Here is a 23,571-nt window from a genome sequence, read left to right as displayed (position 1 = left end):
GAGCGGACGGCTAGGGCGGATAGTTGGGGCCGACGGTTAGAGCGGCTGGTTAGGGCCGACGGTTAGCGCCGATAGCAAGCGCCGATCGTCAGTCCAAAACGATAGCCCGCTAACGATTTGCGCTACGGTGGAAACACGAATGGTGACCCCACCGGAGGGCCAGGATGAGCAGCGACGCGTGGACGATCGAACGGATCTGCGACGCCCTCGGAAACCCTGCTCTCGCCCAGCGCTTCCTCGGTGAGATCAACCGCGCGCCGGCGCACCAGCTCCTCACCGTCTTCGCCAAGTGGGAACGTATCGCCAAGGACGCCGTCGCCGCCGTCGAGCGTGGCCGCAAGCTCGCCGCGTACGACGCCCGCGGCGAAGAAACACCCGGCCCCTGGGTCGACGCCACCGACAAGGCGCAGGCCGCCGCCGACCGGTCACGGGCCAGCGGCGCCGCCTGATCAGGATCGGTTCATCCGACAGTCGGCGACCCGATACGCTGTGTCGCGGAAGGATCACTGTCCCGCCGTCCAGTGATTTCGCCGCACCCCCGAGGTGCCCGGAAATCAAGGACCACGCCTTGCAGTACCGGCTCAAGTACGACCCGGCAGCCGAAGCCGTGCACGAAGCGATGCCGCCCTCACCCAGCGAGGCGTTGACGCTCGCCTTCGCGGCCGCCTGCGACGATCCCATCGGCGCCACCCTGCCGTACGGCGAGGACGACGGCGTCATCCGGACCGTCCTCACCGACCAGGCCTTCGCCGTCCTCCTCATCGGCGGCACCCTCAAGACTGTCACCGTCCTTCAGATCAGCTACCTCGACTGACGTCGTGCCACCGCTCGAGTTCCCTGATCGCCTCGGACACGCCGCCCGGCCGGCGGAGGTGGTCCGGAGGTGGTCCGGATCGCTGCGAATCCTTCTGCGCTGACACGACTTCAGCGGCCGTAGGTGTTGCGGCAGAGTGCCGGAACGCCGTACGGGACGTTGATGCGTTCGGCTTCGCGGCACAGGGCGCGGATGTCCGCGGCTCCGGAGGTCGGGCGGGGCTGGACACGAGGCTTCGGCGTCTTTGGCTTCGGCGTCTTTGGCTTCGGCTTCGGCTTCAGCTTCGTCTTCGGTGTCGCCCGAGGCTTCTTCGGCGGCTTGGTGGTGGGTGGTGACTGGCGCTTCCTCGACCGGTTCTGGGTGGCGGGAGCGGATCGGCGAGCCTGCTCGGCGGCCGGCGACCCGGAGGCCTCGCGGCCGCGGTCTGCTGAGGTGCCGGGAGACCGGCGGCCGGGGTCGGGCTCGGTGGTGTCGAGCGCCTCGCGCGGCGCGTCCTGGGTGGGTACCGGCCACTCGCCGGGGAGCGGGGCGGGTGGGCGGTCGTCTGCGGGAGCGAGGCCTGCGGCCGGCCGTTCCTGATGGACCGGCGGGCCACTGGGGACGGCGACGCAGCCGGTAAGGGCCAGGAAGAGTGCGGCGCCGAGGAGCACGGGGACGGTGCGGCGGAGGTGCATGGGCTCCACGATCGCGGATCGGTGCGCGGCAGCGTGCGGGACTGGCGGGCGGGCCACCGTGACGGGTGAACGCCGGGCAGCCTTCTTGTCCGGCTGAGCGGGCACCGCGGCACTCGGGCTGCTCGAAGACCTCGCCATGGATCGGACTCGGGGGCCTGCCGAGCAGCCGCCGAGTGAGGCTGCGGGCGCCGTCCGCACCTCGCCCCCACCGGGATTTCAGCGCTCCGGAGCGACGGCGTCGGCCTGGGATTCGCCCTGCGCGTCGGACTCCTCTTCGCCCTGCGCGGCGGCCGCGGATGCGCCTGGTGTGCCGGACTGGGAGTCGGCCTGGGTCTCGGCCTGGGACTGGGCCTCTGACTCGGTCCGGGCTTCGGCCTGGGTCTGAGTCTTTGACTCGGTCTGGGACTCGGTCTGGGCTTTGGCCTGAGTCCCGGTCTGGGTTTCGGTCTGGGCTTCGGCCTGGTTCTCGGTCTGCGACTCCGTCTGGGCTTCGGCCCGGGCATCCGCCGGCGGCGTGTTCTCCGTCTGCGGTGGGATGAGGCGGGCGATGAGGCGAGGCCCGAGGAAGTGGCCGAGGAGGGTGGCCGTGGTGATCGAGGCGAGGGTGATGGTCCACGCGACGGGGCCGAGAGGGGTGCAGCCGAAGAACTGGCTGGCGCCGGGGGTCTGGATGATGGCCATGAGGACGGCCGCGGAGCCCAGGCCGGCGACGAGGACGTGACGGTCCGTGCCGCCGGTGGTGAGGGTCTGGGCGAGCTGGGTGCCGACCAGGGCGGCGAGGGAGACGGTGGAGGCGCGGCGGCCGCGTCCGGTGACGCGGGCGCCCGTCCAGGCCAGGCCGGCGCCGAGGGCGGTGACGACGCCGCGCAGCACCATTTCCCGGGTGAGCGAGGTGCCCAGCGAGCGGTGCGGGCCCTCGGCGAGGAGCCGTTCGCCGGTCTGCTCCGAGGGTTGGCGTACCGCGATGGCCAGGGAGGGTGCCAGGTCGGTGAGGAGGTTGACGAGCATGATCTGGCGCGCGTTGAGGGGCGTGGTGCCGGTGACCGTGGAGATGAGGACGCTGAAGGCGACTTCGCCGAAGTTGCCTCCGATGAGGATGGCGAGGGCTGCGCGGACGGAGGTCCACATGGCCCGGCCTTCCATCAGGGCGGCGACGATCGTCTCGAGCCTGTCGTCGGTGACGACGAGGTCCGCGGCGGCCGTCGCGGCCGGTGTGCCGCGGCGGCCGAGGGCGATGCCGACGTCGGCGAGCCTGATCGCGGGGGCGTCGTTGGCGCCGTCGCCGGTCATGGCGACGACTCGGCCGATGCGCTGGTAGGCCTGGACGATGCGGACCTTGTGCGTGGGGCTGCAGCGGGCGATGACGTCGACACCGGGCAGCAGCGCGTCCAGGGCGTCGTCGTCGAGTTCGTCGATCTCCGGGCCGGTGCACACCTTGGGCTCGTCGACGTCGATGATCGTCGAGGCGATGGCGTCCGCGGTGGCGGGGTGGTCGCCGGTGAGCATGACGGTGTGCACTCCGGCCTCGCGCAGTCGCGCGGTCGCGGGCGCGGCGCTGTCGCGGACGGGGTCGGCGAGGGTGAGGAAGCCGAGGAACACCAGGTCCCGCACGGTGTCGTCGCTGAGCTCCTCGTCGGGTTCCATGCGCCGTTCGGCGACGGCCAGGACCCTTCGCCCCGCTGCCGCGAGTTCCTCGGCCGCGCGAGCCAGAGCGCTTCTGTCCGCGTCGTCCAGCTTCGACGCGCCCTGGGGCCGGCGTCGGCGGGCGCAGCGGTCGATGACGTTCTCCGGGGCTCCCTTCACGCTGAGGAGGATTCCGCCGCTGGTGTGACCGGTGGTGGCGTGGTAGGCGCGGGCGGGTTCGAAAGGGAGGGCGTCCGTACGGCGCCACCGCGCGGCGCCCTGGCGGGTGGTGACGTTCGCGCGGCGGGCGCCGTCGACGATCGCCCGGTCGGTCTGGTGCGCCATCGGTTCGGCCTGCCGGGCGGGTGGGGTGGCGCGTAGGCCGGCGGCGAGGATGTCCTTGTGGAGGCCGTCGAGCCGGGTGGGGTCGGCCGGGCTGTCGCCGTCGCTGACGCCACTGAGCGTCAGGGTGCCTTCGGTGAGGGTGCCGGTCTTGTCGAAGCAGAGGATGTCGGCGCGGCCCAGTGCCTCGATGGTCCGGGGGTTGCGGACGAGGGCGCCGGCGTCGGCGAGGCGGCGTGCGGCGGCCAGTTGGGCGGCGTTGACCAGGAAGGGCAGACCCTCGGGCACGGAGGCGACGGCCAGGTTGACGGCGGAGGACAGGTTCTCGGTCAGGGGGCGTCCGTGCAGGAGCCCGGAGAGCGTGACGGCGACGGCGGACCCCAGGGCGATGGGCATGCTGGCGCGGGTCAGCGAGGAGAGGCGGGCCTCCACACCGGTTTCCGGTGCGGCCTGGCGGGCCGTGGCCAGGCTGCGCCCGGCTTCCGTCGCCGACCCCGTGGCCACGACGACGGCGGTGCCGCGTCCGGCGGAGACGGTGGTCCCCTCGTACAGCATCGAGCGGCGTTCGGTGAGGTGCGGGGTCACCACGGGAGCCGGGTCCTTGCTGACGGCCAGGGACTCGCCGGTGAGGGAGGATTCGTCGACTTCGAGGCCTTCGGCTTCCAGCAGCCGGCAGTCCGCCGGTACGACGTCCTCGGGCCTCAGGTGGATCACGTCGCCGGGTACCAGATCGGCGGAGGTGACCAGGCGTTCGCGTCCCTGCCGGCGTACGCGGGCGCCGATGGCCGACTGGGCGAAGAGCTGGGCCAGCGCCTTGTCGGTGCGTACCCGCTGGAAGCCGCCGACCAGGGCGGAGAGGGCGGTGATGGCGGCGACGAGGGCGGCGTCCGTGCGCGAGCCGACGGCCGCGGAGAGGGCTGCCCCGGCGGCGAGGATCGGGGTGAGGGGATTCGACAGCTCTTCGACGAAGGCGTAGGGCAGCGTGAGCTTCGCCGGCTCGCCGGCGACCGCGCCGGCGCTGCGGGCCGCCGCCTCCCGTGAGGTGAGGCCCTCCGGGCGGGTGTCCAGCCGTTCCATCACTCGGTCGGTGGGCATGAGGTGCCACGGAACGCTGGTCACCGGTGGCGTGAGCGGACGGCTCAGGAGCTGCCGGGCGCGCCAGGCGCCCAGGGCGAACGCCATGGCGGCGGAGGTGTTGCTGACCGCCAGGACCCGCGCGGTGGCCCGCCAGGCCGGCCCCTGCAGAGCGGCGACGGAGCCGATTCCGCTGCCGCCCGCGGCCAGATGGTGGCTGTCGCGGTCCACAATCGCTGCCGCCCCGGCGGCGTCGACAATGAGACCGGCGGCCTCGAGATCCGCCCCGACCAGGACATGGGCGCCCCAGGGCGTGTGCTCGTCCTCCCGGTGCACACCGATCGCACAGTCGGCCGCGGCCAGCGCCGCGCGGTCGCCGGAGACGAGAAGGACCACCGCGCCTTCCGCCTGAAGGTGACGAACGGCGGCGGCGAGCTGGTCGCCTGCCGGGACCACGGCGTCGGCGAACGCGAGTCCGGGGTCCTTGCGGTCGGATGCCACCACGACCCGTGCCCCGGCCCGCCGCGCCGCCGCCGCCACGGCCTCGGCGCCCGGAGCCGACGGGGTGCCGAGCCCCGCGACCGCCACCAGGCGCCGTTGCCGGGCCAGTCCCAGGCACTTCTCACTGCCGCGGCGCCGCAGGCGCTTGGCGGCCTTGCGGCCGGTCCGGCCTTTCAGGTCCAGTTCTTCCAGCGGCCCGAGGATCCAGTCGCCGTCGCGACGGACGGCTAGTGGCGCATCGGGGTCGAAGAGGGCGAACAGCTGCCGGGAGGCCTGCTCGGGCTCGATCTCGGGCCGCGCGGCGTCGGGGTTGGGCCGCCCGGCCTCAGGCTTGGGCTCGGTGACGGCCTTGGGCTCGGTGACGGCGTTGGAGGCCGCGGCCTCGGGCGTGGGCTCGGCCTCGGCGTCCGGCTCGGCGTGGGGGTCGGGCTCGGCGTTGGGGTCGGGCGGGGCGTTGGGGTCGGGCGGGGCGTTTGGCTCGGTTTTGGCCTTGCGATCGGCTTCGTTTCCGGTTTCGGCCTTGACCTTGGCCTTGGCCTTCGACTTGGGGTTCCCGAGGAGCTCCAGATCGATCAGCTCGAACCGGTTGCTTCGCAGAGCCGCTTCCTCGAGGACGATGGTGTCGACCTGCCCCAGGCGCCGCAGGGCGGTGCGGTCCATGGTCACCACTCCGCGCAGAGCCAGATGTCGGCCCAGGGTGGTGGCGTAGCCCTCCCTTCCGGCGTCGGGGGCCTTGGGCACGGACGCCACGGCCACGGCGATCGCCTTGCGCACACCGGCGAACGGCAGCGCGACGAGGCCCGCGGCGATGCCGGCGGCCATGGACCGCTCCGCGTACCGGTCCGCGGCGTCCTGCGGGGTCGGGCCGGACCTGTCGGCGACGAGGGCTTCGGCAGCGGCCTCCTCCGGGCCGCGTACCAGCCGTGCCTCGCCCTTGCGCCAGGCCGATCCTTCCGCGCTCGCCTCGCGCCACACCGCCAGACGCTGCAGCACGTCCAGGGTCAGTCCCCCGCCCCCGGTCGCCACGCCCTGCGCCAGGGCCCCGATCACCGGCAGCAAGGAGTCGTTGTGGTCGCCGTCTCCGGTGTCCTCGACGAGATGGCGAAGGCGTGGGTGCCGGGATACGGCGTCGATGCCACCGGCGACCTCCGGGGGCAGCCCGAACCACGGAGCGAGCCTGCGCAGCGTGACGAGGGCGAGGCCCAGGGTGTCCGCGACCAGTGCGGGAACGGCCGGGTAGGGCGCGCCTTCCGCAGGGTGATGCGGTTCGGGCTGCCAGTCGTCGAAGGCCTGCGCGTCGGCGGCGTGGTCGCCCTCGGCTCCTTCGACCAGCGCGACCAGCTCGCTCTGCGGCGGCGCCGGTGAGGCGACGGCGACGATCACCCGTTCCATGGGTGCGTTCACCCGCGCCCACAGCACTCCCGGATGCTGCTCCAGGGCCCGCTGCACCCGCTCGCGTACGGCTTCGCCGCCGGCGCCGTGCACGCCGGAGACCGCGATGTAGCAGCGGCCCGACGTCCAGGACACGTCACGGCCGGGTTCCATCAGGTCTTGTGCCGTTCCCAGGGCGGCTCGTGCCCCGGTGGCCAGCAGGGAGGCTCCCGTGCCCAGCAGGGATGCCCCTGTGCCCAGCAGGGAGGCGCCAGTGCCCAGCAGGGAGGCTCCTGTACCTGCCACGGAGACGGCGCCGGTGACGGCCGCGCCGAGGAAGGAAGGCAGCCGGGGAAGCGAGGCAGGCGCAGACGGCATGGCCCTCTTCTCCTCGCATCCGAGCGGTGTAAACGCATCAGGCTTCACCGGCAGTCTGGTCGAGCCGTGCGGAAGCAGCTACAGGTGGTAGCCCCATCGAGAAAGGCGACTCCGCAAGGCTCGGCAAGGCCAGGCAAGCCCCGGCAAGGCTCGCGAGGCGGACACGGCCCGGCACGGCACAGCCCCGCCCGCGGCGTAAACGCGTCCCCTGCGGCAGCAATAACCCGGCCCAAAACGGACAGACGGACAGGAGAAGGGTTCCGAAGGAAGCAAGCGAGGTGATCTTCGTGACCTCTCCGTCCCCCACGCACCACGCTTCGCCCTCGCAGCGCACGGTCACCCTCACCGTGCCCTCGCTCGGCAAGGTGGGGAGCGAGGCGATGAACGCCGCCATGCTGCCCGTGGCCGTGGCCCGGCAGGTCCTTCCCGCGAAGAAGGGGCTACCGCTCTACCTGGGCCTGGGCGTCCTCGCCGCCGCGGATGTACTGGCCTGGCCGGTCGCGGCCGGCATCGGTGTCGGGTACGCCGTACTGCGCAAGGACGGCGGCGTCCTCGCGGAGCCGCCCGGCGCCACCCACGACAAGCAGGCCACAGGGGCCATGCCAGGCACCCCGGCCATGTCCGAGTCGACCGGAGCCACCGAGCAGAAGAAGGCCGGCACGATCACCGCACGCCAGATCATGACCCCGGACGTCACCTGCATAGGCGCCAACGAGACCGTCGCGGAAGCGGCGAAGAAGATGACGGAACTCGGCGTCGGCTCCCTGCCCATCTGCGGCAGCGACGAAAAACTCAAGGGAATGCTCACCGACCGCGACATCGTCGTGAAGGTCATCGGGGCCGGCAAGGACCCCGCCGAGGTCAAGGCCGGGGCGCTCGCGCAGGGGGAGGTCGTGACCGTCCACGCCGACGACACGGCCGAACACGTCCTGCGCACCATGAGCCGGCACAAGATCCGCCGCCTGCCCGTCATCGACCATCACGTACTGGTCGGCATCGTCGCCCAGGCGGATGTCGCCCGCGCGCTGCCGGACGCCAGGGTCGGCGATCTGGTCGAGGACATCTCGAGCTAGAGCGAGAGTGATCAGGAGCAGGAGCTGCCAGAACCTACGAGGACGTGCCAGAACTCGCTACGGCGATGTGTGGCGGCGTCGCCGCCTCGTCAGGCTGTCGCCGCCGAGGCGGGTGGCGAAAGCGCCGGCGGAGGAGGGATCTGCCACGTAGAGAGAGCCTGCGGACCTCCCCGCTCCTGTCCAGGCTCGCGGCGGCGGCCGAGCGGGAGCCGGCGCGCTGTCCCTGCGGGAGCTGGCCCGCGAACCTCGGTCGAGGTGAGCCCCGCCCCCTCCAGCCGCCACTTCAGGACCAGGCGGCCGGGCGGCACGGTCGGCGATGCCCCGGCCCCGCCGCAGGCACGCCTGCCCGGGCGGGTGGGGGGCGGGGCGTCCCGCGCCTGCACCCGAGCTCGGCGGGCGTACGGCGTAGGTACGGCCTACGTACGGGTCCAGGCTAGGGCTCGTCGTCGACGGCCCCGGGAGCCAGCGCGGGGGAAGGAAGGATGTGCCGGGCTTCGGCGCCGGACCACCACACACCGATGGCGAGAACCGCGGTGGACTCCAGCAGTGCCGCGCGGGACAGCCCGCCGCAGGGCAGCGGTGAGCAGCCCATCGACGTGATCAGCTCCTCCGTGTGAGCGGCTGCGGCAGGTGTGTTGGCACAGAAGGGAACCGCCAGCGGCGCGCCCTCGAAGGCGGGTCGCGACAGGGTCCAGATGCTCTCGTGGCAGATGCCGAACACCTTGGCGACACCGGTGTCAGGTGCGGCGGCCGCGATGCGCGCGGCGACGGAGTCCGTGCCGCCGGTGGTCGTCAGGCTGGGCCCGTCCGCGCGGGGCGCCATGGGAACGGTGCAGTCGAGCACCGTCCTACCGGCCAGAGGAGCGGCGAACTCCGCGGCCAGCTTCGGCGCGCTGTCTGCCGGTACGGCCATCAGGACCGCCTCGCCCCAGGTCGCCGCCTCGCTCAGACTGCCTGAGGCGGCACCGGTTCGGGACGCGGCCACGGCCGCGGCTGCCACGTTCCGCCCGCCTACCAGGACTTGGTGACCGGCTCGTACCCAGGCACCACCCAGCGCCGTGGCCATCGAACCCGTACCGAGAATGCCGATGCGCATGATCCCGCTCCCCTTTGCTCTCGCCTCGTGGCATGTCGGTGCTGGACGCTAGGCGGTCTGATGCACACCGCGCGGTGCGCATCAGCCGGGCAGGATGGGCGCATGAGTGAGCGTGAGGAGCCGACGGGGGACGGGTTCGCGGCGGACTGCCGGGCCCGTGTCGCCTTCGAGGTGCTGGCGAACCGGTGGGACAGCGTCGTGGTCTTCACGCTCGGCGAGGGCGGGCCGATGCGTCCGCGTGTGCTGCTGGAGCGGATCGGCGGGATCAGCCCCAAGGTTCTCAACGACGCGTTGCGTCGGCTGGAGTACAACGGTCTGGTCGAGCGTCGCCGCTACGCCGAAGCGCCGCCGCGCGTCGACTACACCCTTACCGAGGCCGGTACGGCCCTGCTGGCCCCCATCCACGCGATGGGCGCCTGGGCCGCCCGTTACGCGGACAGCGTCCTGGCATCCCAGGACCGCTTCGACGCCCGCTGACGCCCCTCATCCGATACGTCTCAGGCGCGCCAAGGAGCGGGCCAGGCGCAGCCACTGGGAGCGCCCAACTGGAGAACGGGAGTTGAAACGTACGGTCACCCGCAGGTGAGGTCGAAGCGCGCACGTTCGACGGTGATCTCACCCGGGTCGGCCTCGCCGTCGAGGTCGGCGTCCTCGAAGACGATCTTCCTCTGCTCCTTGATGGTGAGGGTGCCGACGGGCGTGCCGTCGGCGGCGTGGATCGTGCGCTCGTCCTCGGAGACGGTGCTGAGGACGGTGTGGTACGGGCGGGCGAGGACAACCTTGAAGCGTTCGTAGTCGATTCCGCTCTGCACGTAGCGTCCGTCGGGCAGGTCCATGTGGAAGTCGTAGCTGTTGACGCCCTTGACGACCATGGCTCCGTCGGTGCGCAGGATCTGGGCGACAGTGTGCTCGACGACGGTGAACCGGCCGATGACGCCGAGCGGTAGGCAGCCTTCGAGCGGGCCCTCGCCGGTCTCGGTCTTGGTCTCGTCGATGGTGTCGATGACGACGGTGTCCGCCCGTGCCGGGGTCGTGACACACAGGCAGGCGGCAGCGGCCAGCGATGCGGCGGCGGCCGCGAAGCGGCGGATGCGTGCAGTGAGGTGCATGGGCTCGACGCTAGTGAGCCGGACGAGGCCCGGCACCGCGGGCACGACCATGCGGAGGAACGCGTGGCGGGAACCGCGGGGCGACCTCCGCGCCGGCGGCAGGGCGGGCAAGCGCCCGTGCCGCCGACGCCAAGCCGTCGGTGACCGGCAGACCGTCCCGACCGCGGTGCGGCGCCTCGGCAACGTCGTCACCGGCTAGGTCGGTTGCTAGGCCGGCCGGAGCCCGGCGTCGATGATGTGCTCGGCGAGTTCGCGGGCCGCGGCAGCGGGCGGCCGGTCTTCGGGGCGGGCGGCGCCGGTTGCGAGGAGGCCGTCGACGAGGAGGAGCAGCTGGTCGGCCGCGAAGCTGGGACGCGCGTGGCCGAGGGCGGCCAGCTCGTCGGTGAACAGCCCGTGGAGGGTGTGCCGGTAGGCCCGCGTGACCTCGTGGGCGGGATGCTGCCGGTCGGTGAGGGCAAGGTCGGCGGCGAGGTAGCGGCAGCCGTGGAAGTCCGGGCTTGCGGCGATGCGGCCGAGCCGGTCGACGACCGCGAGCAGCCGGGTCCGCGGGTCGTCCCCGGCTGCCTCCATGGTGGCCCGGTACTTCGCCACGTCCTCCGAGGTGCTGCGTCGCAGCACCTCGGCGATGAGGCCGTCCTTGCCGCCGAAGTGCTCGTACAGGGAACGGCGGGCAACGCCGGACGCCTTGAGCAGGGCGTCCACGCCGACGCCGACACCGTGCGTGTACGTCAGCTCCTGGGCGGCCAGCAACAGGCGTTCACGCGGGCCCGGCTTGGCGGTGACGGAAACGGTCATGGCGTGATTGTGCCAGCGCTTGACGCAGTAGATCAACCGGTCTATCTATATCTCGAATGAGAGTAGATCGACCGGTCTATCTCGCTCGCTGAGGGGGCGTCATGTTCGTGCACAGCACCGGCTGGGGCAGCCCCCGCCTCCGGCTCCCGCTTCAGCTGCGGCGCCCGCACCCGCACCGCACGGCACCGCACGGCACCGCACCGCACCGCACCGCACCGCACCGCACCGCACCGCACCGCACCGCACCGCACCGCACCGCACCGACCGGCGTACCACCCACGTCACGAGAAGGGCGCTCCCCCAATGCTGAGTTACCACCTGTCGCACAGCGGTGCCGGACTGGCCGGCCTCACCGTGCGCGAGCACGACATGCCCGTGCCCGGTCCCGGCCAGGCCCTGGTGGCCGTACGCGCGACGTCCCTGAGCTTTCGCGAACTCATGGTGCTGGACGGGACCTACGTGCTGCCGGTCAAGCCGGACGTCGTCCCGCTCTCGGACGGAGCCGGCGAGGTCGTCGCGATCGGCCCGGGCGCCGGAACCGTAGGCGTCGGTGACCGCGTGGCCGCCACGCTCTTCCCTTCGTGGCAGGACGGGCCGTTCGCCGTCGAGCACCTCGCACAGCGCGGCGGCTCGCTCGACGGCATGCTGACCGAGTTCGCGCTGCTCGACACGGACTCGCTGGTGGCCATCCCGGCACACCTGTCGTACGAGGAGGCGGCGACCCTGCCGTGCGTGGCCGTCACGGCATGGAACGCGCTCACCGGCGACGCAGCGGGCCTCGGTCCCGGCGACACCGTCGTCGTGCAGGGCTCCGGCGGCGTCTCGCTCTTCGCGCTCCAGTTCGCCAAGGCCCTCGGCGCGCGCGTGATCGCCACGACCAGCAGTCCCGTCAAGGCCGCGCGGCTGCGTGACCTCGGCGCCGACGAGGTCGTCGACTACACGGCCACGCCCGACTGGGCCGCCGAGGTCCGCACGCTCACCGGCGGCCGGGGCGCCAACCGCATCGTCGATGTCGCGGGGCTGCTCCACGAGTCGGTCCGCGCCATCGCCCTGTCGGGCACGATCGCGTGCGTCGGCTTCACCGGCAACGCCGCCGTGCCCCTCGACCCCGGTGCCCTGTTCGCGTCGGGCGCCACCGTCCGCAGCGTCGCCGTCGGCAGTCGCGCCCAGTTCACCGCGATGAACGCCTTCATCGAGACGCACGGACTGCGGCCCGTGACGGACCGCGTCTTCCCCTTCGACGCAGCCATGGACGCCTACCGTCACTTCGCGGCCGGCCGCTCCTTCGGCAAGGTCGTCATCAGCCACTCCTGAGCAGTACCTACGCCTCCGCGGGGCAGCTCTAGTGCCTGCCCCTGGAACCGGCAGTCTGCGCCCGCACCACCCGCGTCGCGACGCACATCGACCCGGCTCTCATCCGGAGGGATTGACCTAAGCGGTGTCTTCACAAATTGCACTCCCCCATAGGGGTGCAGTGGCGACGGCGGCTGGTTGCCGAGCACCGCGATAGCGGAGCTGTCGGGGTGTTTCGGCAACGCGGCGAGGGGCCGTGCCATGTGCCGCGGACGCGGCCAAGATTCGGAAAAGACGGCCTAGGTGCCGCGCCAGGCGTCACGGGCCCCTGCCGAGACCCGGAAGAGACGGCCTAGTCCAGAGACTCGGCCGTGAGTGCCGTGCCCGTCCGGGTGCGCAGGTGTACGGCCGTACGGCCCGTGCGGTGGGTCGTCACCAGGCCCGCACCGCGCAGTGCGCCGAGGTGCTGGGAGACGGCGCCGGCCGTGACGCCGAGGCGGGCGGCGAGATCCGGGGTGCTCAGCGGTTCTCCGAGCGCGGTGAGCAGGGCGGCACGGGTGCGGCCGAGGACGGCGGTGAGGCCCGCGGGCGTCGGGCGAGGCTGCTCCCAGAGCTGGCCGACACCGGAGGCGGGGTAGCGGATGGAGGCGGCGGTGCGCGGGGAGTAGTCGACGATCACGTCCGGCCAGCCGAAGACGGTCGGCATCAGCACCAGCCCGTGCCCGCCCGCGTCGACCGTCCACACCGCATCCGGGCGCCGACGCCCGTGCACCACCAACTCGCCGTCGCGCCACACCACGTCACCGTGCAACTGCGCGAAAAGGCCCTCGACCCCACCGTCCACCAGGGCCACTGCCCGCCTGCCCAGGTCCGCCTCCAGCACCGCGCGCATGCGCGCCCAGTGCGGGGCCACAAGACGGGCATGGCAGCGCGCCAGCGCGTCGGTGACCCGTTCCATCAGTACGGCCGGCTCCGGCAGCTCCCCACCTCGGGAGCCCAGCGCGGCAGCGCACTCCGCAGCGACGTACGCCGGGTCCATCGCCCGCAAGCACGCCAACTCGGCTTCGAACGAGGGCAGGCGCTTCTCCGGCACCGGAAACAGGAACGACGGCAGGCAGCCTTCGAGCAGTGTCCGCAGCAACCGTGACTCCGACTCCCCCGTCATCACCGGTTCCGCCTCGCGCACCCACGACCGGTGCACCGCGTGCCCGCCGACACCAAGCGCCGCCCGCACCCCGAGCACGGTCTCGGCCAGCGGTGAGACCGCGAACCGCACCCGCGCCACCTCGGCCGCCGAGAGCCGGATCTCCACGGCCAAGTCCGCCCCCTCCTCTGATCGTTTAGCCGTGGCTGAACGATAGCCGGGTCTCGTCACCACCCCACACGCTGTCCGGCATGGAGTTGTTCACCTCGTACGACGGAACCACGCTCGCCTTCCGCATTGTCGGAGAGGGCCCGCCGCTGCTCTGCCTCCCCGGCGGTCCCGGCCGGGCCGCCGCGTACCTCGGCGACCTCGGCGGCCTGTCCGCCCACCGCACCCTGATCCTGCCCGACACGCGCGGGACCGGCGCCTCCGCGATGCCTGCCGATCTGGCCACCTGCCGAGTCGACCGCCTGGTGGCCGACGTCGAGGCGCTGCGCCGCCACCTCGCGCTCGACCGAGTCGACCTGCTCGGCCACTCCGCCGGAGGCAGCCTGGCCATGCTCTACGCCGCCGGCCACCCCGACCGGCTGAACAGCCTGACCTTGGTCGCCCCCTCGTTCGCCGCCGTCGGACTGCCCTCCGACACCGGGGCGGAGGAGGTGATCGCCGCCCGCGCGGCCGAGCCCTGGCACGCCGAGGCCGTGACGGCACACGGGCACATGAGGACCGCGAAGACCTTTGCCGAGGCCGCGCCGCATCGCTTCGCCTTCGAGCCGCTGATGTACGGCCGCTGGGACGACGCCGCCCGTGCCCATGCCGCGGCCGACCCGGCCCAGCGTTCGCTGCCCGTCAGCGAGCACTACTACAAGGACTACACACCCGACACCGACGAACTCCGCCACCGCCTGAATGCCCTGCCCTGCCCGACGCTGCTCATCGCGGGCGAGGTCGACCTGTGGCCCACCGCCAGGTCCGCCGCCGACGCCGCGTCACTCTTCCCCAAGGTGACCCTCGGCGTCCAGCGGAGCGCCGGTCACTATCCATGGCTGGACGGCCCACAGGCGTTCACGACAACGGTCGAGCGCTTCCTCTCCGCAGCGGACCGAACGCACTCGCACAGCTCCGGGGGGAGCGAGGAGTTCGTCACCGCCCGCTGAAGTGGTGGAGCGGGATGGTGAGGCAGGCCGGTGGGGATGGGACGGAGGTCGTCGAAGTCGACGCTGTCTGCGCGCGGATCGTGGGGCTCTGCCCTTCCCCACCGACGTCCGCCATCTGCTCGACGCGCTCACCGCGCAGCACCTGACCTCCGGGCCTACGGTGGCGTCATGAGCGACCCGGAGAAGAACAAGGCTGCGGCCAAGGCGTTCTACGACCTGATGTTCAACCAGTGCCGCCCCGCCGAGGCCGTCGACCAGTACGTCGGCGACACGTACATCCAGCACAATCCGCACGTGGGCGACGGCAAGCAGGCGTTCATCGACTACTTCGAGCGCATGGCCGCCGACTACCCCGGAAAGCACGTCACCTTCGAACGGGCCTTCGCCGACGGCGACCACGTCATCCTGCACTGTCACCAGACCTGGCCCGGCGACGAGGACTACGCGGGCATCGACATCTTCCGCTTCGACACCGACGGCAAGATCGTCGAACACTGGGACGTCCTCCAGGTGATCCCGCCCACCTCCAGGAACGACAACACCATGTTCTGAGCTGGGCATCGGACTCACCGGCCCGGGACAGCGTGGTGTGGTCAGGGGCCGAGTCAGGTCGAGCGACCCTCCCCTGCCCCTCGCCCTCCCCTCCGGGACGCGCTCAGCTGCCCGGCCCCGGGCCGGGACGGGTCGGACCCGGGAAGACCGGACTCCGGGAGGCCGGGCCGGAGGGTCTCGGACGGCCGCCCCGACCGTGTGTCAGATGACAGCGAGCCGGTCCACCAGCAGCTCCACCCTCCGCTCGGCGTCCGCCGACGGCAGCCGTCCCGCCCGGGTCAGGGTGGCCAGCCCGTGCAGGGCCGCCCAGAACACCTCGGTGAACAGCCCCGCGTGGACGCCGTCCCCCGCGACCTCATCGAGGTTTTCCAGAAGGGCGGCGAAGGCGTCCTTGAGGGGTTCGGGGGTGTCCTCCTGCGCGAAGGCCAGGCCGCCGTCGAGCTGGAACATCGCGTCGTAGACCGCCGGGTTGCGCTCCGCGAAGTCGAGGTACGCGCGGGCGAGGGCAAGGACCCGCGTGCGAGGGCCGTCCGCGGCGGAGGCCGCGGCCCTCAGCGCCGCGGCCATCTCGGCGGCACCCTCCAGCGCTACGGCCCCGATGATCTCGCGCTTGCCGCGGAAATGGCTGTAGAGGACGGGCTGGCTGTACTCGATGCGCTCGGCGAGGCGGCGGGTGGTAACCGCGTCCCAGCTCTGCTGCTCGGCGAGTTCGCGGGCCGTCGCGACGATGAGGCGCTCGCGGTCCGCCCTTTCGCGCTGCTTGCGTTCCTGTACCGACATGATTCGATCCTAGCACCGCTAGACAACCGAGCGGCAGCAGTACTAGCGTTGCTTCATCAGCTAGCAGCGCTAGATCTCTGGAGGGGTCGTCATGCTCAACGCACTTGAGGTGTTCACCACCGTGACCGTCGGGCTGATGGTGGGGGTGGAGTTCTCCGTCGCCTTCGTCATCAACCCGATCCTCAACGCGCTCCCCGAGGACAGCGGTCAACTCGGCCGCGCCCACGGCGGCCGCATGCTCGGCGCCCTGATGCCGGTCTGGTACATCGGCTCGCTCGTCCTCGTCGCGGCCTGGGCCGTCGCCGGATGGCGCCACGACGGCGCCGGCCTCGTCGTCGTCGCCGGAGCGCTGCTGATCGTCAGCGTGGTGATGTCGGTCCTGCTGCTCGTCCCGATCAACAACCGGGGCAAGACGTGGACCCCCGAGAACCGGCCCGCCGACTGGAAGCAGCAGATGAACCGCTGGGACCGCTACCACTACGCCCGCGTCGCCGTCATCATCGCCGCCTTCACCCTGCTGGTCACCGCCCTCACCTGAGCACAGCGCCGCCCACCTGCCCGAACGCACCGGGCCCCGACCTTGGGCAGCTCCTAGGATCTACGTATGGCGACACGACTCGTGCAGATCAACATGAAGGCCCGGGACGACTCCGCGCTCGGCCGGTTCTGGGCGGAGGCACTCGGTTGGGGGACCGACAGCGAGGCACCAGGTGTGACCAACCTCGAACCCCTCGGCTTCACCTACCCCGACCCCTCGGCGGTCTGCATCGACATCATCACCCGACCGGAGCCCAAGACGGTGAAGAACCGGGTGCACATCGATCTGGCCACCACCTCGAGTGCCCATCAGGCGCAGTTGGTCGCACGCCTGAAGGACCTCGGCGCCACACTCGCCGACGTGGGTCAAGGCGACGTGCCCTGGACGGTCATGGCCGACCCGGAAGGCAACGAGTTCTGCGTCCTGGAGCCCCGCCCGATCTACGGGGACACCGGGCCGATCGCCGCCGTGGTGGTCGACTGCACCGATCCACGGGCGATGGCCCGGTTCTGGGACGAGGCGATGGACTGGACGCTGCACGAGGTCACCGACGACCAGGCGACCATGCGCTCCTCCAAGGGCGTCGGCCCTTACCTGGAGTTCGTCCGTACTCCCGACACCAAGACCGTGTGGAACCGCGTCCACCTCGACATCAGCCCCTACCTCGGGGACGACCCGGCTGCAGAGGAGGCCCGGCTGCGCGCTCTGGGCGCCACCGATCCCGGCATCGACCAGTCCGCGATCTCCTGGACGGTTCTGGCGGACCCTGAGGGCAACGAGTTCTGCCTCCTCTCCCCTCGCTGACCCACCGGGGCGCCGCCGCGGCGCAACGCCGCCGCGCCGCCGTGTCAGCACCGGACATGCGGAAGCGCGGCGGCGAACGTCAACGAACCACCGGGGCATACGTCGTCGGGCTGATGTCCCATGAGCAGCCCCGCGGGATGCCGGCAAGGTCGCGACCCACCCGGCAACGGGCCGACAACACCGGCTCTTCACAGGGCCCAGATGCTGCCGCCCCCAGCCCTCGCGCGCACCGAGAGGGTTCGTCGCTCTGCGCATTCCCCCGACTACGTGCGGCTAGGATCGCGGCCGTTGCCGCAGCCACGCGGCACCGAGAAAGGGGCATACGGATGGCCATCATCGTCACCTTCGACTTCCCTGGCGCCGGGCAGGAGCTCTACGACACGGTCATCGACCGCATGACCGGCGGTCGAGGCTTCACCCGGTTCGCGGACGTGCCCGTCTCGGGTCTCATCTCTCACGCGGCCGGGCCGGCCGAGGGCGCGTTCCGTGTGACGGAGGTCTGGGAGAGCGTGGAAGCCCTTGAGGCCCACGCAGAAGCCTTCGGCCCGGTCCTGGCCGACCTCGGCCACGCCGACGTCCAGCCCACGATCATCCCGGCACACAACGTCGTCATCCGGTAGGACCGTTCCGGACGTCGACGGCGATCGGTGCCTGCTGGTGGACCCCGAGCAGGCGCGCCGAGGCGGCGGGGAGAACAGCGAATTCGTCTGGCCGTGGGTCGCCCGCTGGTGGCAGTATCTGCGGGATGTCCCCTTCCCTTCAGGTCGGTCCGTACACCGTCATCGCGCTCGCCGACGGCGAGGGTCCCTTCTTCTCCCCCAGGGCGGAGGCGTTTCCCGATGCCACCGCCGAGCAGTGGGCGGCGGCCGACCGGCTCGATCCCGGGGCGCTTGACGCAGACGGACGTTGGTGGCTCCCGTTCCGCGCGTTCGCGATCCGCAGCGACCAGGGTGTGACGGTGGTCGATGCGGGGATCGGCCCGGTCGACAGTCCGGCGGCCTCATGGGCGCCCGTACCCGGAGTGCTCCCGGCTTCGCTGGCCGCCGCGGGGATCGAACCGTCGGACGTGGACAGCGTGGTGCTCACGCACCTCCACACCGACCACGTGGGCTGGGCCGTCGTCGGCGGCGAGCAGGCTCGGCCGTTCTTTCCGAACGCCGAATACCTGTTGCAGCAGGCCGAACTCGACGCGATCGACGAGATCAACCCCCAGCTGCGCGCCACGGTGATCGATCCGCTCCGGAAGGCCGGCCGGCTACGGCTGCTCGACGGCGACACCCCGCTGCGCGGCGGCGAGCGCGTCATCGCCACACCCGGTCACACGCCCGGGCACCAGAGCGTGCTCGTCGCATCCGGACGCGAACTGGTCGCCGTCACCGGTGACCTGCTCGTCCACGCGATCCAGCTGCTCCATCCCGAACTCGCCTACGCCCACGAGATGGACCCCGAGCAGGCGAGGAAGTCGAGGGAACGGGTGCTCCACAACGGGGACGTCGGCAGCCTCCGTCTCGCGACCCCGCACCTGTCCGAGCCGTTCGTCGCTCGCTGACCCACCTTCTCGACGCCGAAGGGCCGATGGGACGTCGGTCGCCCGCACCTCCCGAGCGATCGGCAGCACGGGTCCGGCTGTTAGGGGTCATGACGGTGTCGACGGTTCGGTCGTGGACGGTCTGGCGCGGACGACAGCCTGGTCGCCTCGGGGGCCGAACAGGTGCAGGATCTCCACGGCGTCCGTGTCCGCGGGGCCGAACCAGTGGGGCTCCGTCGTGTCGAACTCGGCCACTTCGCCCGGCCGTAGCGTGATGTCCTCCGCCCCCAGGATGAGCCGGAGTCGGCCCGCGAGGACGTAGAGCCATTCGTAGCCCTCGTGGGTGACCAGTTCCGGTGGGCGGGGTGCCAGCACCTGCTTGAAGACCTGCACCCGGCCCGGATACTGGGTCAGGGGCACGAGGACGCTCCCGCGCTGCTTGCGCAGGGGCCGCAGATGGACCCGGGGGTCGCCGCTGGCCGGCGCCGCCACCAGCTGGTCGAGTGCGACGTTGTGGGCCCGTGCCAGCGGGATGAGCAGGTCCAGCGTCGGTCGCCGTCGGCCAGATTCCACCCTGGACAGGGTGCTGACGGAGATTCCCGTCGTGACCGCGAGCGCCTCGAGCGTGAGTCCCCGCTCCCGCCGGAGCTTGCGCAGCCGGGGACCGATGCCGTCGAGGATCTGCTCCAGCTCGGCGCCACTGATTCCTTTGCTCATGGCTCCAGTTTTGCAGTGTTCGCAAAATTCGTGGGCTTGAAGCCCCGCCTGGGCTGAGCCTTGCCGGGCATCGTTCCCCGCACATCAGAGGTAGGCCGTGACTGCGACGACTCCCCAGCCATCTCCCTCCACTCCCCCTACGCCCCCTACGCCCTCTGCTCCCTCTGCATCCCCCGTGCTGAGTGCGCGCAGACGCTGGACGGTGCTGGCCGTCTGCTGCCTGAGCATGTTCCTGGTGGGCCTGGACACCACCATCGTCAACGTGGGTCTGCCGGCCATCGGGCGCGGCCTCGACGTCGACACGCGCGGTCTGGAATGGATCGTGGACGGCTACACCCTCGTCCTGGCCAGTTGTCTGATCTCCTCCGGCGCGCTGGCGGATCGCTTCGGACGCCGCCGCGTGTTCCAGTGCGGGCTGGCCGTGTTCGGTGCGGCCTCGATGGTCTGCGCGCTCGCCCCGTCGGCAGGCGTGCTCATCGCGGCCCGTGCCCTTCAGGGCGTCGGCGCGTCGATGCTCAGCCCCGTGGCGCTCGCGATCGTGGTGAACGCGATGCCGGACGCGAAGGAACGGGCCCAGGCGATCGGCATCTGGGCGTCGGTGTTCGGACTGAGCATGGCCGCCGGACCGGTCACGGGCGGCGCGCTGCTCGCCGGTCTCGACTGGCGGGCGCTGTTCTGGATCAACGCACCCGTCATCGCGGCCGCTCTGCTGCTCAGCGCGGTGTTCGTGCCCGAGTCGCGGGCGGCGCGCGCCCGCCGGCTCGACCTGCCCGGCCAGGTCCTGCTGACCCTGCTGCTCGCCCTCGCCGTCGGCGTCCTGATCGAAGCCCCGCGCATCGGCTGGACGTCACCCGCGGCCCTTGCCGGATACGCGGGAGCCGCCGCGGCGGCGGCCGGCTTCGTGTGGGTCGAGTCCCGCCGGCCCGAGCCGCTGATGGATCTGGCGCTCTTCCGTCGGCCGGTCTTCGGCGGCGCGGTCGTCGGCGCGGTGGCCGTCTTCGTCGCCCTGAACATGACACTGCTGCTGAACACCCTCTACCTTCAGCACACACGGCACTGGACACCGCTGGCCGCCGGCGTGGCCACCCTGCCCCTGGCCGTAGGAGCGACCGTCTGCGCTCCGTGGTCCGGTCGCATGACCGGCCGCAGGGGACCCCGGCTTCCGCTGCTCCTCGCCGGCGGTTTCATCACGGCGGGCGGACTCTGCCTGGTCCGGCTCAGCCCGCACACCAGCGTGGTGCTGCTCCTGGCCGCGTACCTGCTCATCGGCATCGGGTTCGGCTTCGCCAACGCCCCGATCACCAACACCGCCGTCAACGGACTGCCGCCCGCCCGGGCCGGCGTGGCAGGAGCCGTCACCTCCACCGCGCGGCAACTCGGCGCGGCCCTCGGCATCGCCCTCGCCGGCGGCCTGATCACCGGCGCGGACCCGGCAGGCCTCGCGATCGCCTCCCGCCCGGGCTGGATCCTGGTCGCCGGATGCGGCGTCCTGCTGTTCCTCGTCGCCCGCACATCCCGCCCGAAGCCCGCCACCCTGGACGGCCTCGCCTCCGCACGAGCGCGGTAAGCCGCGCGGCGCTCGCTGCCCGGCTCGCGAGAGGAACCGGGGACGGACCGACTCCGTAGCAGCAGCCGTCTCCGCCTCCGTAGCCGTCTCTGTCTCGTCTCCGCAGCCACAGCCACAGCCACAGCCACAACCACTCCAACTGCCCGTGCCTGACCTCGCATTCTGTCCTGAACCGAAGTTGACAGCCAGGCAGCAGGGGCAGCAGAGTCACGGCAGGTGGACACGAATGATCTTTCTCCCGCCGAACTGAGGGTGTGGCACGCCTTCCCCAAAGGCGCCTCCGTCGACCTGCGCACTGCCGACGACGAGGACGCGGCAGACGGAGCGAACTGGGGCCCGGAGCGGACCGTACGGGCCGAGGTACTGCGGGCGCTGCTCCTGGGCGGTCCTCTCCAGGAGAGGGAGATACCCGCCCTCAGACTCGCCGGCGCACGGATCACCGGGACCCTCGACCTGGCGTACGGCACGATCGAGCACGCCCTGCACCTGAACGACTGCTACTTCGAGGACACGCCGCTGCTCTACGCCGCCAGGCTGCGTCAGCTGAACCTGAGTGGCTCCGTCCTGCCCGGCCTGGCCGCCGCCACCGTACAGGTGGAGGGTTTGGTGCAGCTGTCCGGCTGCCGGTTCCGCGGGCTGGTACGGCTCGGCGGGGCCCGGATCGACGGGGCGCTGTTCATGGACGGGTGCGACATCGACCCTCCGGACACCACCAAGTGGCCCGCGCTACGGCTCGGCCACGCGACCATCGGCGACAACCTGTACGCGCCCGGCCTGCGGACGCGCGGAGAGGTGCGCCTCAGCGGCGCATCCGTCGCCGGGGCCGTCACCCTCGACAACGCGACGCTCCATCACCCTTCCGGCGCCGCCCTCGACGCGCAGACCCTCACCGTGGGCAGCGACCTCCACATGCGGCACACGGCCGTACACGGCTGGATCGGCCTGCGGGGTGCCCGCGTCCCGGGGCGGCTCGACCTGTCGTACGCACAGCTGTCGAACCCCGGCGGCACGGCTCTGCGTGCCGGCAGCTGCGTCATCGGCGAGCTCTGGCTGCGCAAGGGACCGCCCATGCAGGGCGCCCTGAACATGCGCCGGTCCCAGATCGACGTCATGTTCCTGGAACCCGACGTGCTGCCGGACGAGGTGATGCTGAACGGTCTGGTCTACACCACCCTCACTCCGCACGAGCCCGCGGAGCGCCGCCTCCCCATGCTGCACAACGAGAGCGAGGGTTATCTGCCGCACGGCTACGAGCAGCTCACCGGGGCCTTCCTCAGGGTCGGCGACGACCATGCCGCCCGCGTCGTCCAGCTCGCCAAACTCCGCCGGCACCGCCGCACCCTGCCCTGGCACGGCCGGATCTGGGGGCACCTCCAGGAAGCCACCGTCGGCTACGGCTTCCGCCCCCTGCTCGCGGGCTTCTGGCTCCTGTCCCTGCTCGCCGTCGGGTCGGTCGTCTACGGCCTGCACCACCCGCCAGCGCTCAAGCCGGACGAGGCACCCGAGTTCCATCCCGTGTTCTTCACCCTCGACCTGCTGCTTCCGGTCATCTCCTTCGGCCAGGAGCAGGCCTTCGCCCCGCGCGGCTGGTACCAGACCCTTTCCTACGCCCTCGTCGTGGCCGGATGGGTACTGGCCACCACCGTCTTCGCCGGCGTGACCCGCACCATCAGCCGGGGAGCCGGGCCCGGAGGCGGGCCCTGATCAACGCCTGCTGCGTGGTACGGCGGGCAGCGCCGACGCAACTGCGTGGTGCGGCCGGAAGACCGGCCGACCGCGCTTCGCAGCCCGGTTTCGGACCGGTCACGGCGGCAGCGATGAGTTTCCGTGGTACGGACGGTCCTACCACTGATGCCTACGACACAGGAGGAAGACAGATGGCTCAGCTGCTGAGAGTCCAGAACTTCAACGTCTCGAGTGACGGAATCGGCGCCGGTGAGGACCAGAGCCTTGAGCGTCCTTTCGGCCACGTCGATCCGGGGCGGCTGTTCGCCTGGGCCGGCGCCACGGCGAGCTGGCCCATGCGCACCGACCCCGGCGGCAGCCGTGGCCTCGACGACTACCTGACCCGGGACTTCGCCCGGAACATCGGCGCCGAGATCATGGGCCGCAACAAGTTCGGCCCCCAGCGCGGCCCCTGGAAGGACGAGGAGTGGCTCGGCTGGTGGGGCGACGAACCGCCTTTCCACACACCGGTGTTCGTCATGACGCACCACAAGCGTCCTTCGTTCACACTCTCCGACACCACGTTCCACTTCGTCGACGGTGATCCCGCCACCGTCCTCGCGCAGGCCCGGGAGGCGGCGCAGGGCAAGGACGTCCGGCTCGGCGGCGGGGTAACGACGATCCGGCAGTTCCTCGACGCCGACCTCGTCGACACCATGCACGTGGCCGTCTCCCCGGTGAAGCTGGGATCCGGCCTGCGCCTGTGGGACTCCCCCGACGAGCTGCTGGACCGCTTCCACCTCGACGTCGTCCCGAGCCCGAGCGGCGTGACGCACCACCTGTTCTGGCGGAAGTGACCGGCAGCGGGGGGGGGCCGGGCCGCGGCCGGCGGCCCCCCCCGTTATCAGAGGGGGGGTGGGGGCCGGGGGGGGGGGGGCGGTGGCGCGGGGGGCGCGAGGCCGGCCGGGCTTGCCGC

The 23,571-nt window shown here is 71.7% G+C and carries 22 protein-coding genes; 14 read left to right on the top strand and 8 right to left on the bottom strand.

From position 1 onward, the window contains the following. Positions 1-164 precede the first annotated feature (164 nt). Both ACFVGS_RS06120 and ACFVGS_RS06115 read left to right on the top strand, forming a co-directional pair. The gene (locus ACFVGS_RS06120; protein WP_384413984.1) at positions 165-449 is read left to right on the top strand and encodes a hypothetical protein; all 285 of its coding nucleotides are present in this window, start codon (positions 165-167) and stop codon (positions 447-449) included. Positions 450-568: 119 nt separating this feature from the next. Then, complete coding sequence (locus ACFVGS_RS06115; protein WP_384413981.1) at positions 569-814, top strand: hypothetical protein; 246 nt, start codon at positions 569-571, stop codon at positions 812-814. Between the two features lie 110 nt (positions 815-924). On the opposite strand, the gene ACFVGS_RS06110 is transcribed toward ACFVGS_RS06115, so the two are convergent. Together ACFVGS_RS06110 and ACFVGS_RS06105 are read right to left on the bottom strand one after the other, a co-directional pair. Further along, positions 925-1,488: a hypothetical protein gene (locus tag ACFVGS_RS06110; RefSeq protein WP_384413978.1), complete on the bottom strand. Its 564-nt coding sequence runs from the start codon at positions 1,486-1,488 to the stop codon at positions 925-927. A 216-nt stretch (positions 1,489-1,704) separates the two neighbouring features. Further along, complete coding sequence (locus ACFVGS_RS06105; protein ID WP_384413975.1) at positions 1,705-6,777, bottom strand: HAD-IC family P-type ATPase; 5,073 nt, start codon at positions 6,775-6,777, stop codon at positions 1,705-1,707. Between the two features lie 680 nt (positions 6,778-7,457). On the opposite strand from ACFVGS_RS06105, the gene ACFVGS_RS06100 reads away from it, so the two are divergent. Further along, complete coding sequence (locus ACFVGS_RS06100) at positions 7,458-7,850, top strand: CBS domain-containing protein (protein ID WP_384414198.1); 393 nt, start codon at positions 7,458-7,460, stop codon at positions 7,848-7,850. A gap of 433 nt (positions 7,851-8,283) precedes the next feature. On the opposite strand, the gene ACFVGS_RS06095 is transcribed toward ACFVGS_RS06100, so the two are convergent. Then, entirely contained in the window at positions 8,284-8,946 is a 663-nt protein-coding gene (locus ACFVGS_RS06095) for an NADPH-dependent F420 reductase (protein WP_385690818.1), read from the bottom strand. A 102-nt stretch (positions 8,947-9,048) separates the two neighbouring features. Here ACFVGS_RS06095 and ACFVGS_RS06090 point away from each other — a divergent pair, with 102 nt between their 5' ends. Further along, complete coding sequence (locus ACFVGS_RS06090; RefSeq protein WP_385690815.1) at positions 9,049-9,423, top strand: winged helix-turn-helix transcriptional regulator; 375 nt, start codon at positions 9,049-9,051, stop codon at positions 9,421-9,423. 95 nt (positions 9,424-9,518) lie between these two features. On the opposite strand, the gene ACFVGS_RS06085 is transcribed toward ACFVGS_RS06090, so the two are convergent. Further along, entirely contained in the window at positions 9,519-10,055 is a 537-nt protein-coding gene (locus tag ACFVGS_RS06085; protein ID WP_385690812.1) for a hypothetical protein, read from the bottom strand. Positions 10,056-10,262: 207 nt separating this feature from the next. After that, the gene (locus ACFVGS_RS06080; RefSeq protein ID WP_385690809.1) at positions 10,263-10,850 is read right to left on the bottom strand and encodes a TetR/AcrR family transcriptional regulator; all 588 of its coding nucleotides are present in this window, start codon (positions 10,848-10,850) and stop codon (positions 10,263-10,265) included. 303 nt (positions 10,851-11,153) lie between these two features. On the opposite strand from ACFVGS_RS06080, the gene ACFVGS_RS06075 reads away from it, so the two are divergent. Then, a complete protein-coding gene (locus ACFVGS_RS06075; protein ID WP_385690806.1) occupies positions 11,154-12,164 on the top strand; it encodes an NAD(P)-dependent alcohol dehydrogenase in 1,011 nt (336 codons plus the stop codon). Between the two features lie 331 nt (positions 12,165-12,495). Here ACFVGS_RS06075 and ACFVGS_RS06070 read toward each other — a convergent pair whose 3' ends face one another. Then, the gene (locus ACFVGS_RS06070; protein ID WP_385691144.1) at positions 12,496-13,455 is read right to left on the bottom strand and encodes a DUF5937 family protein; all 960 of its coding nucleotides are present in this window, start codon (positions 13,453-13,455) and stop codon (positions 12,496-12,498) included. Between the two features lie 83 nt (positions 13,456-13,538). On the opposite strand from ACFVGS_RS06070, the gene ACFVGS_RS06065 reads away from it, so the two are divergent. Both ACFVGS_RS06065 and ACFVGS_RS06060 read left to right on the top strand, forming a co-directional pair. Next, the gene (locus tag ACFVGS_RS06065; protein WP_385690803.1) at positions 13,539-14,444 is read left to right on the top strand and encodes an alpha/beta fold hydrolase; all 906 of its coding nucleotides are present in this window, start codon (positions 13,539-13,541) and stop codon (positions 14,442-14,444) included. 168 nt (positions 14,445-14,612) lie between these two features. Beyond that, complete coding sequence (locus ACFVGS_RS06060; protein WP_384413953.1) at positions 14,613-14,996, top strand: nuclear transport factor 2 family protein; 384 nt, start codon at positions 14,613-14,615, stop codon at positions 14,994-14,996. A gap of 201 nt (positions 14,997-15,197) precedes the next feature. Here ACFVGS_RS06060 and ACFVGS_RS06055 read toward each other — a convergent pair whose 3' ends face one another. Then, complete coding sequence (locus ACFVGS_RS06055; protein ID WP_384413950.1) at positions 15,198-15,776, bottom strand: TetR/AcrR family transcriptional regulator; 579 nt, start codon at positions 15,774-15,776, stop codon at positions 15,198-15,200. Positions 15,777-15,867: 91 nt separating this feature from the next. Here ACFVGS_RS06055 and ACFVGS_RS06050 point away from each other — a divergent pair, with 91 nt between their 5' ends. The 4 genes from ACFVGS_RS06050 to ACFVGS_RS06035 all read left to right on the top strand — a co-directional run bounded on the left by ACFVGS_RS06050 (position 15,868) and on the right by ACFVGS_RS06035 (position 18,667). Continuing rightward, entirely contained in the window at positions 15,868-16,314 is a 447-nt protein-coding gene (locus ACFVGS_RS06050; protein ID WP_385690801.1) for an anthrone oxygenase family protein, read from the top strand. A 66-nt stretch (positions 16,315-16,380) separates the two neighbouring features. Next, a complete protein-coding gene (locus ACFVGS_RS06045) occupies positions 16,381-17,118 on the top strand; it encodes a VOC family protein (RefSeq protein WP_384413945.1) in 738 nt (245 codons plus the stop codon). 326 nt (positions 17,119-17,444) lie between these two features. Next, positions 17,445-17,738, top strand: coding sequence for a hypothetical protein (locus tag ACFVGS_RS06040; protein ID WP_384413942.1), 294 nt, complete (start codon positions 17,445-17,447; stop codon positions 17,736-17,738). A gap of 125 nt (positions 17,739-17,863) precedes the next feature. Continuing rightward, complete coding sequence (locus ACFVGS_RS06035) at positions 17,864-18,667, top strand: MBL fold metallo-hydrolase (RefSeq protein ID WP_384413940.1); 804 nt, start codon at positions 17,864-17,866, stop codon at positions 18,665-18,667. A gap of 87 nt (positions 18,668-18,754) precedes the next feature. Here ACFVGS_RS06035 and ACFVGS_RS06030 read toward each other — a convergent pair whose 3' ends face one another. After that, a complete protein-coding gene (locus tag ACFVGS_RS06030) occupies positions 18,755-19,363 on the bottom strand; it encodes a helix-turn-helix domain-containing protein (protein WP_384413937.1) in 609 nt (202 codons plus the stop codon). Between the two features lie 175 nt (positions 19,364-19,538). Here ACFVGS_RS06030 and ACFVGS_RS06025 point away from each other — a divergent pair, with 175 nt between their 5' ends. From ACFVGS_RS06025 to ACFVGS_RS06015, 3 genes are all read left to right on the top strand, one after another. Then, positions 19,539-20,930 (top strand): MFS transporter, encoded by a 1,392-nt coding sequence (locus tag ACFVGS_RS06025; protein ID WP_384413934.1) that lies wholly within the window; start codon positions 19,539-19,541, stop codon positions 20,928-20,930. Positions 20,931-21,146: 216 nt separating this feature from the next. Next, a complete protein-coding gene (locus tag ACFVGS_RS06020) occupies positions 21,147-22,634 on the top strand; it encodes a membrane-associated oxidoreductase (RefSeq protein WP_384413931.1) in 1,488 nt (495 codons plus the stop codon). A 173-nt stretch (positions 22,635-22,807) separates the two neighbouring features. Next, complete coding sequence (locus tag ACFVGS_RS06015; protein WP_384413928.1) at positions 22,808-23,452, top strand: dihydrofolate reductase family protein; 645 nt, start codon at positions 22,808-22,810, stop codon at positions 23,450-23,452. The last annotated feature ends 119 nt before the right edge of the window (positions 23,453-23,571 follow it).

Source organism: Streptomyces sp. NPDC127114, from assembly GCF_042677525.1.
Classification (GTDB): Bacteria; Actinomycetota; Actinomycetes; order Streptomycetales; family Streptomycetaceae; genus Streptomyces.
This window is presented reverse-complemented; position numbering and strand designations above follow the sequence as displayed.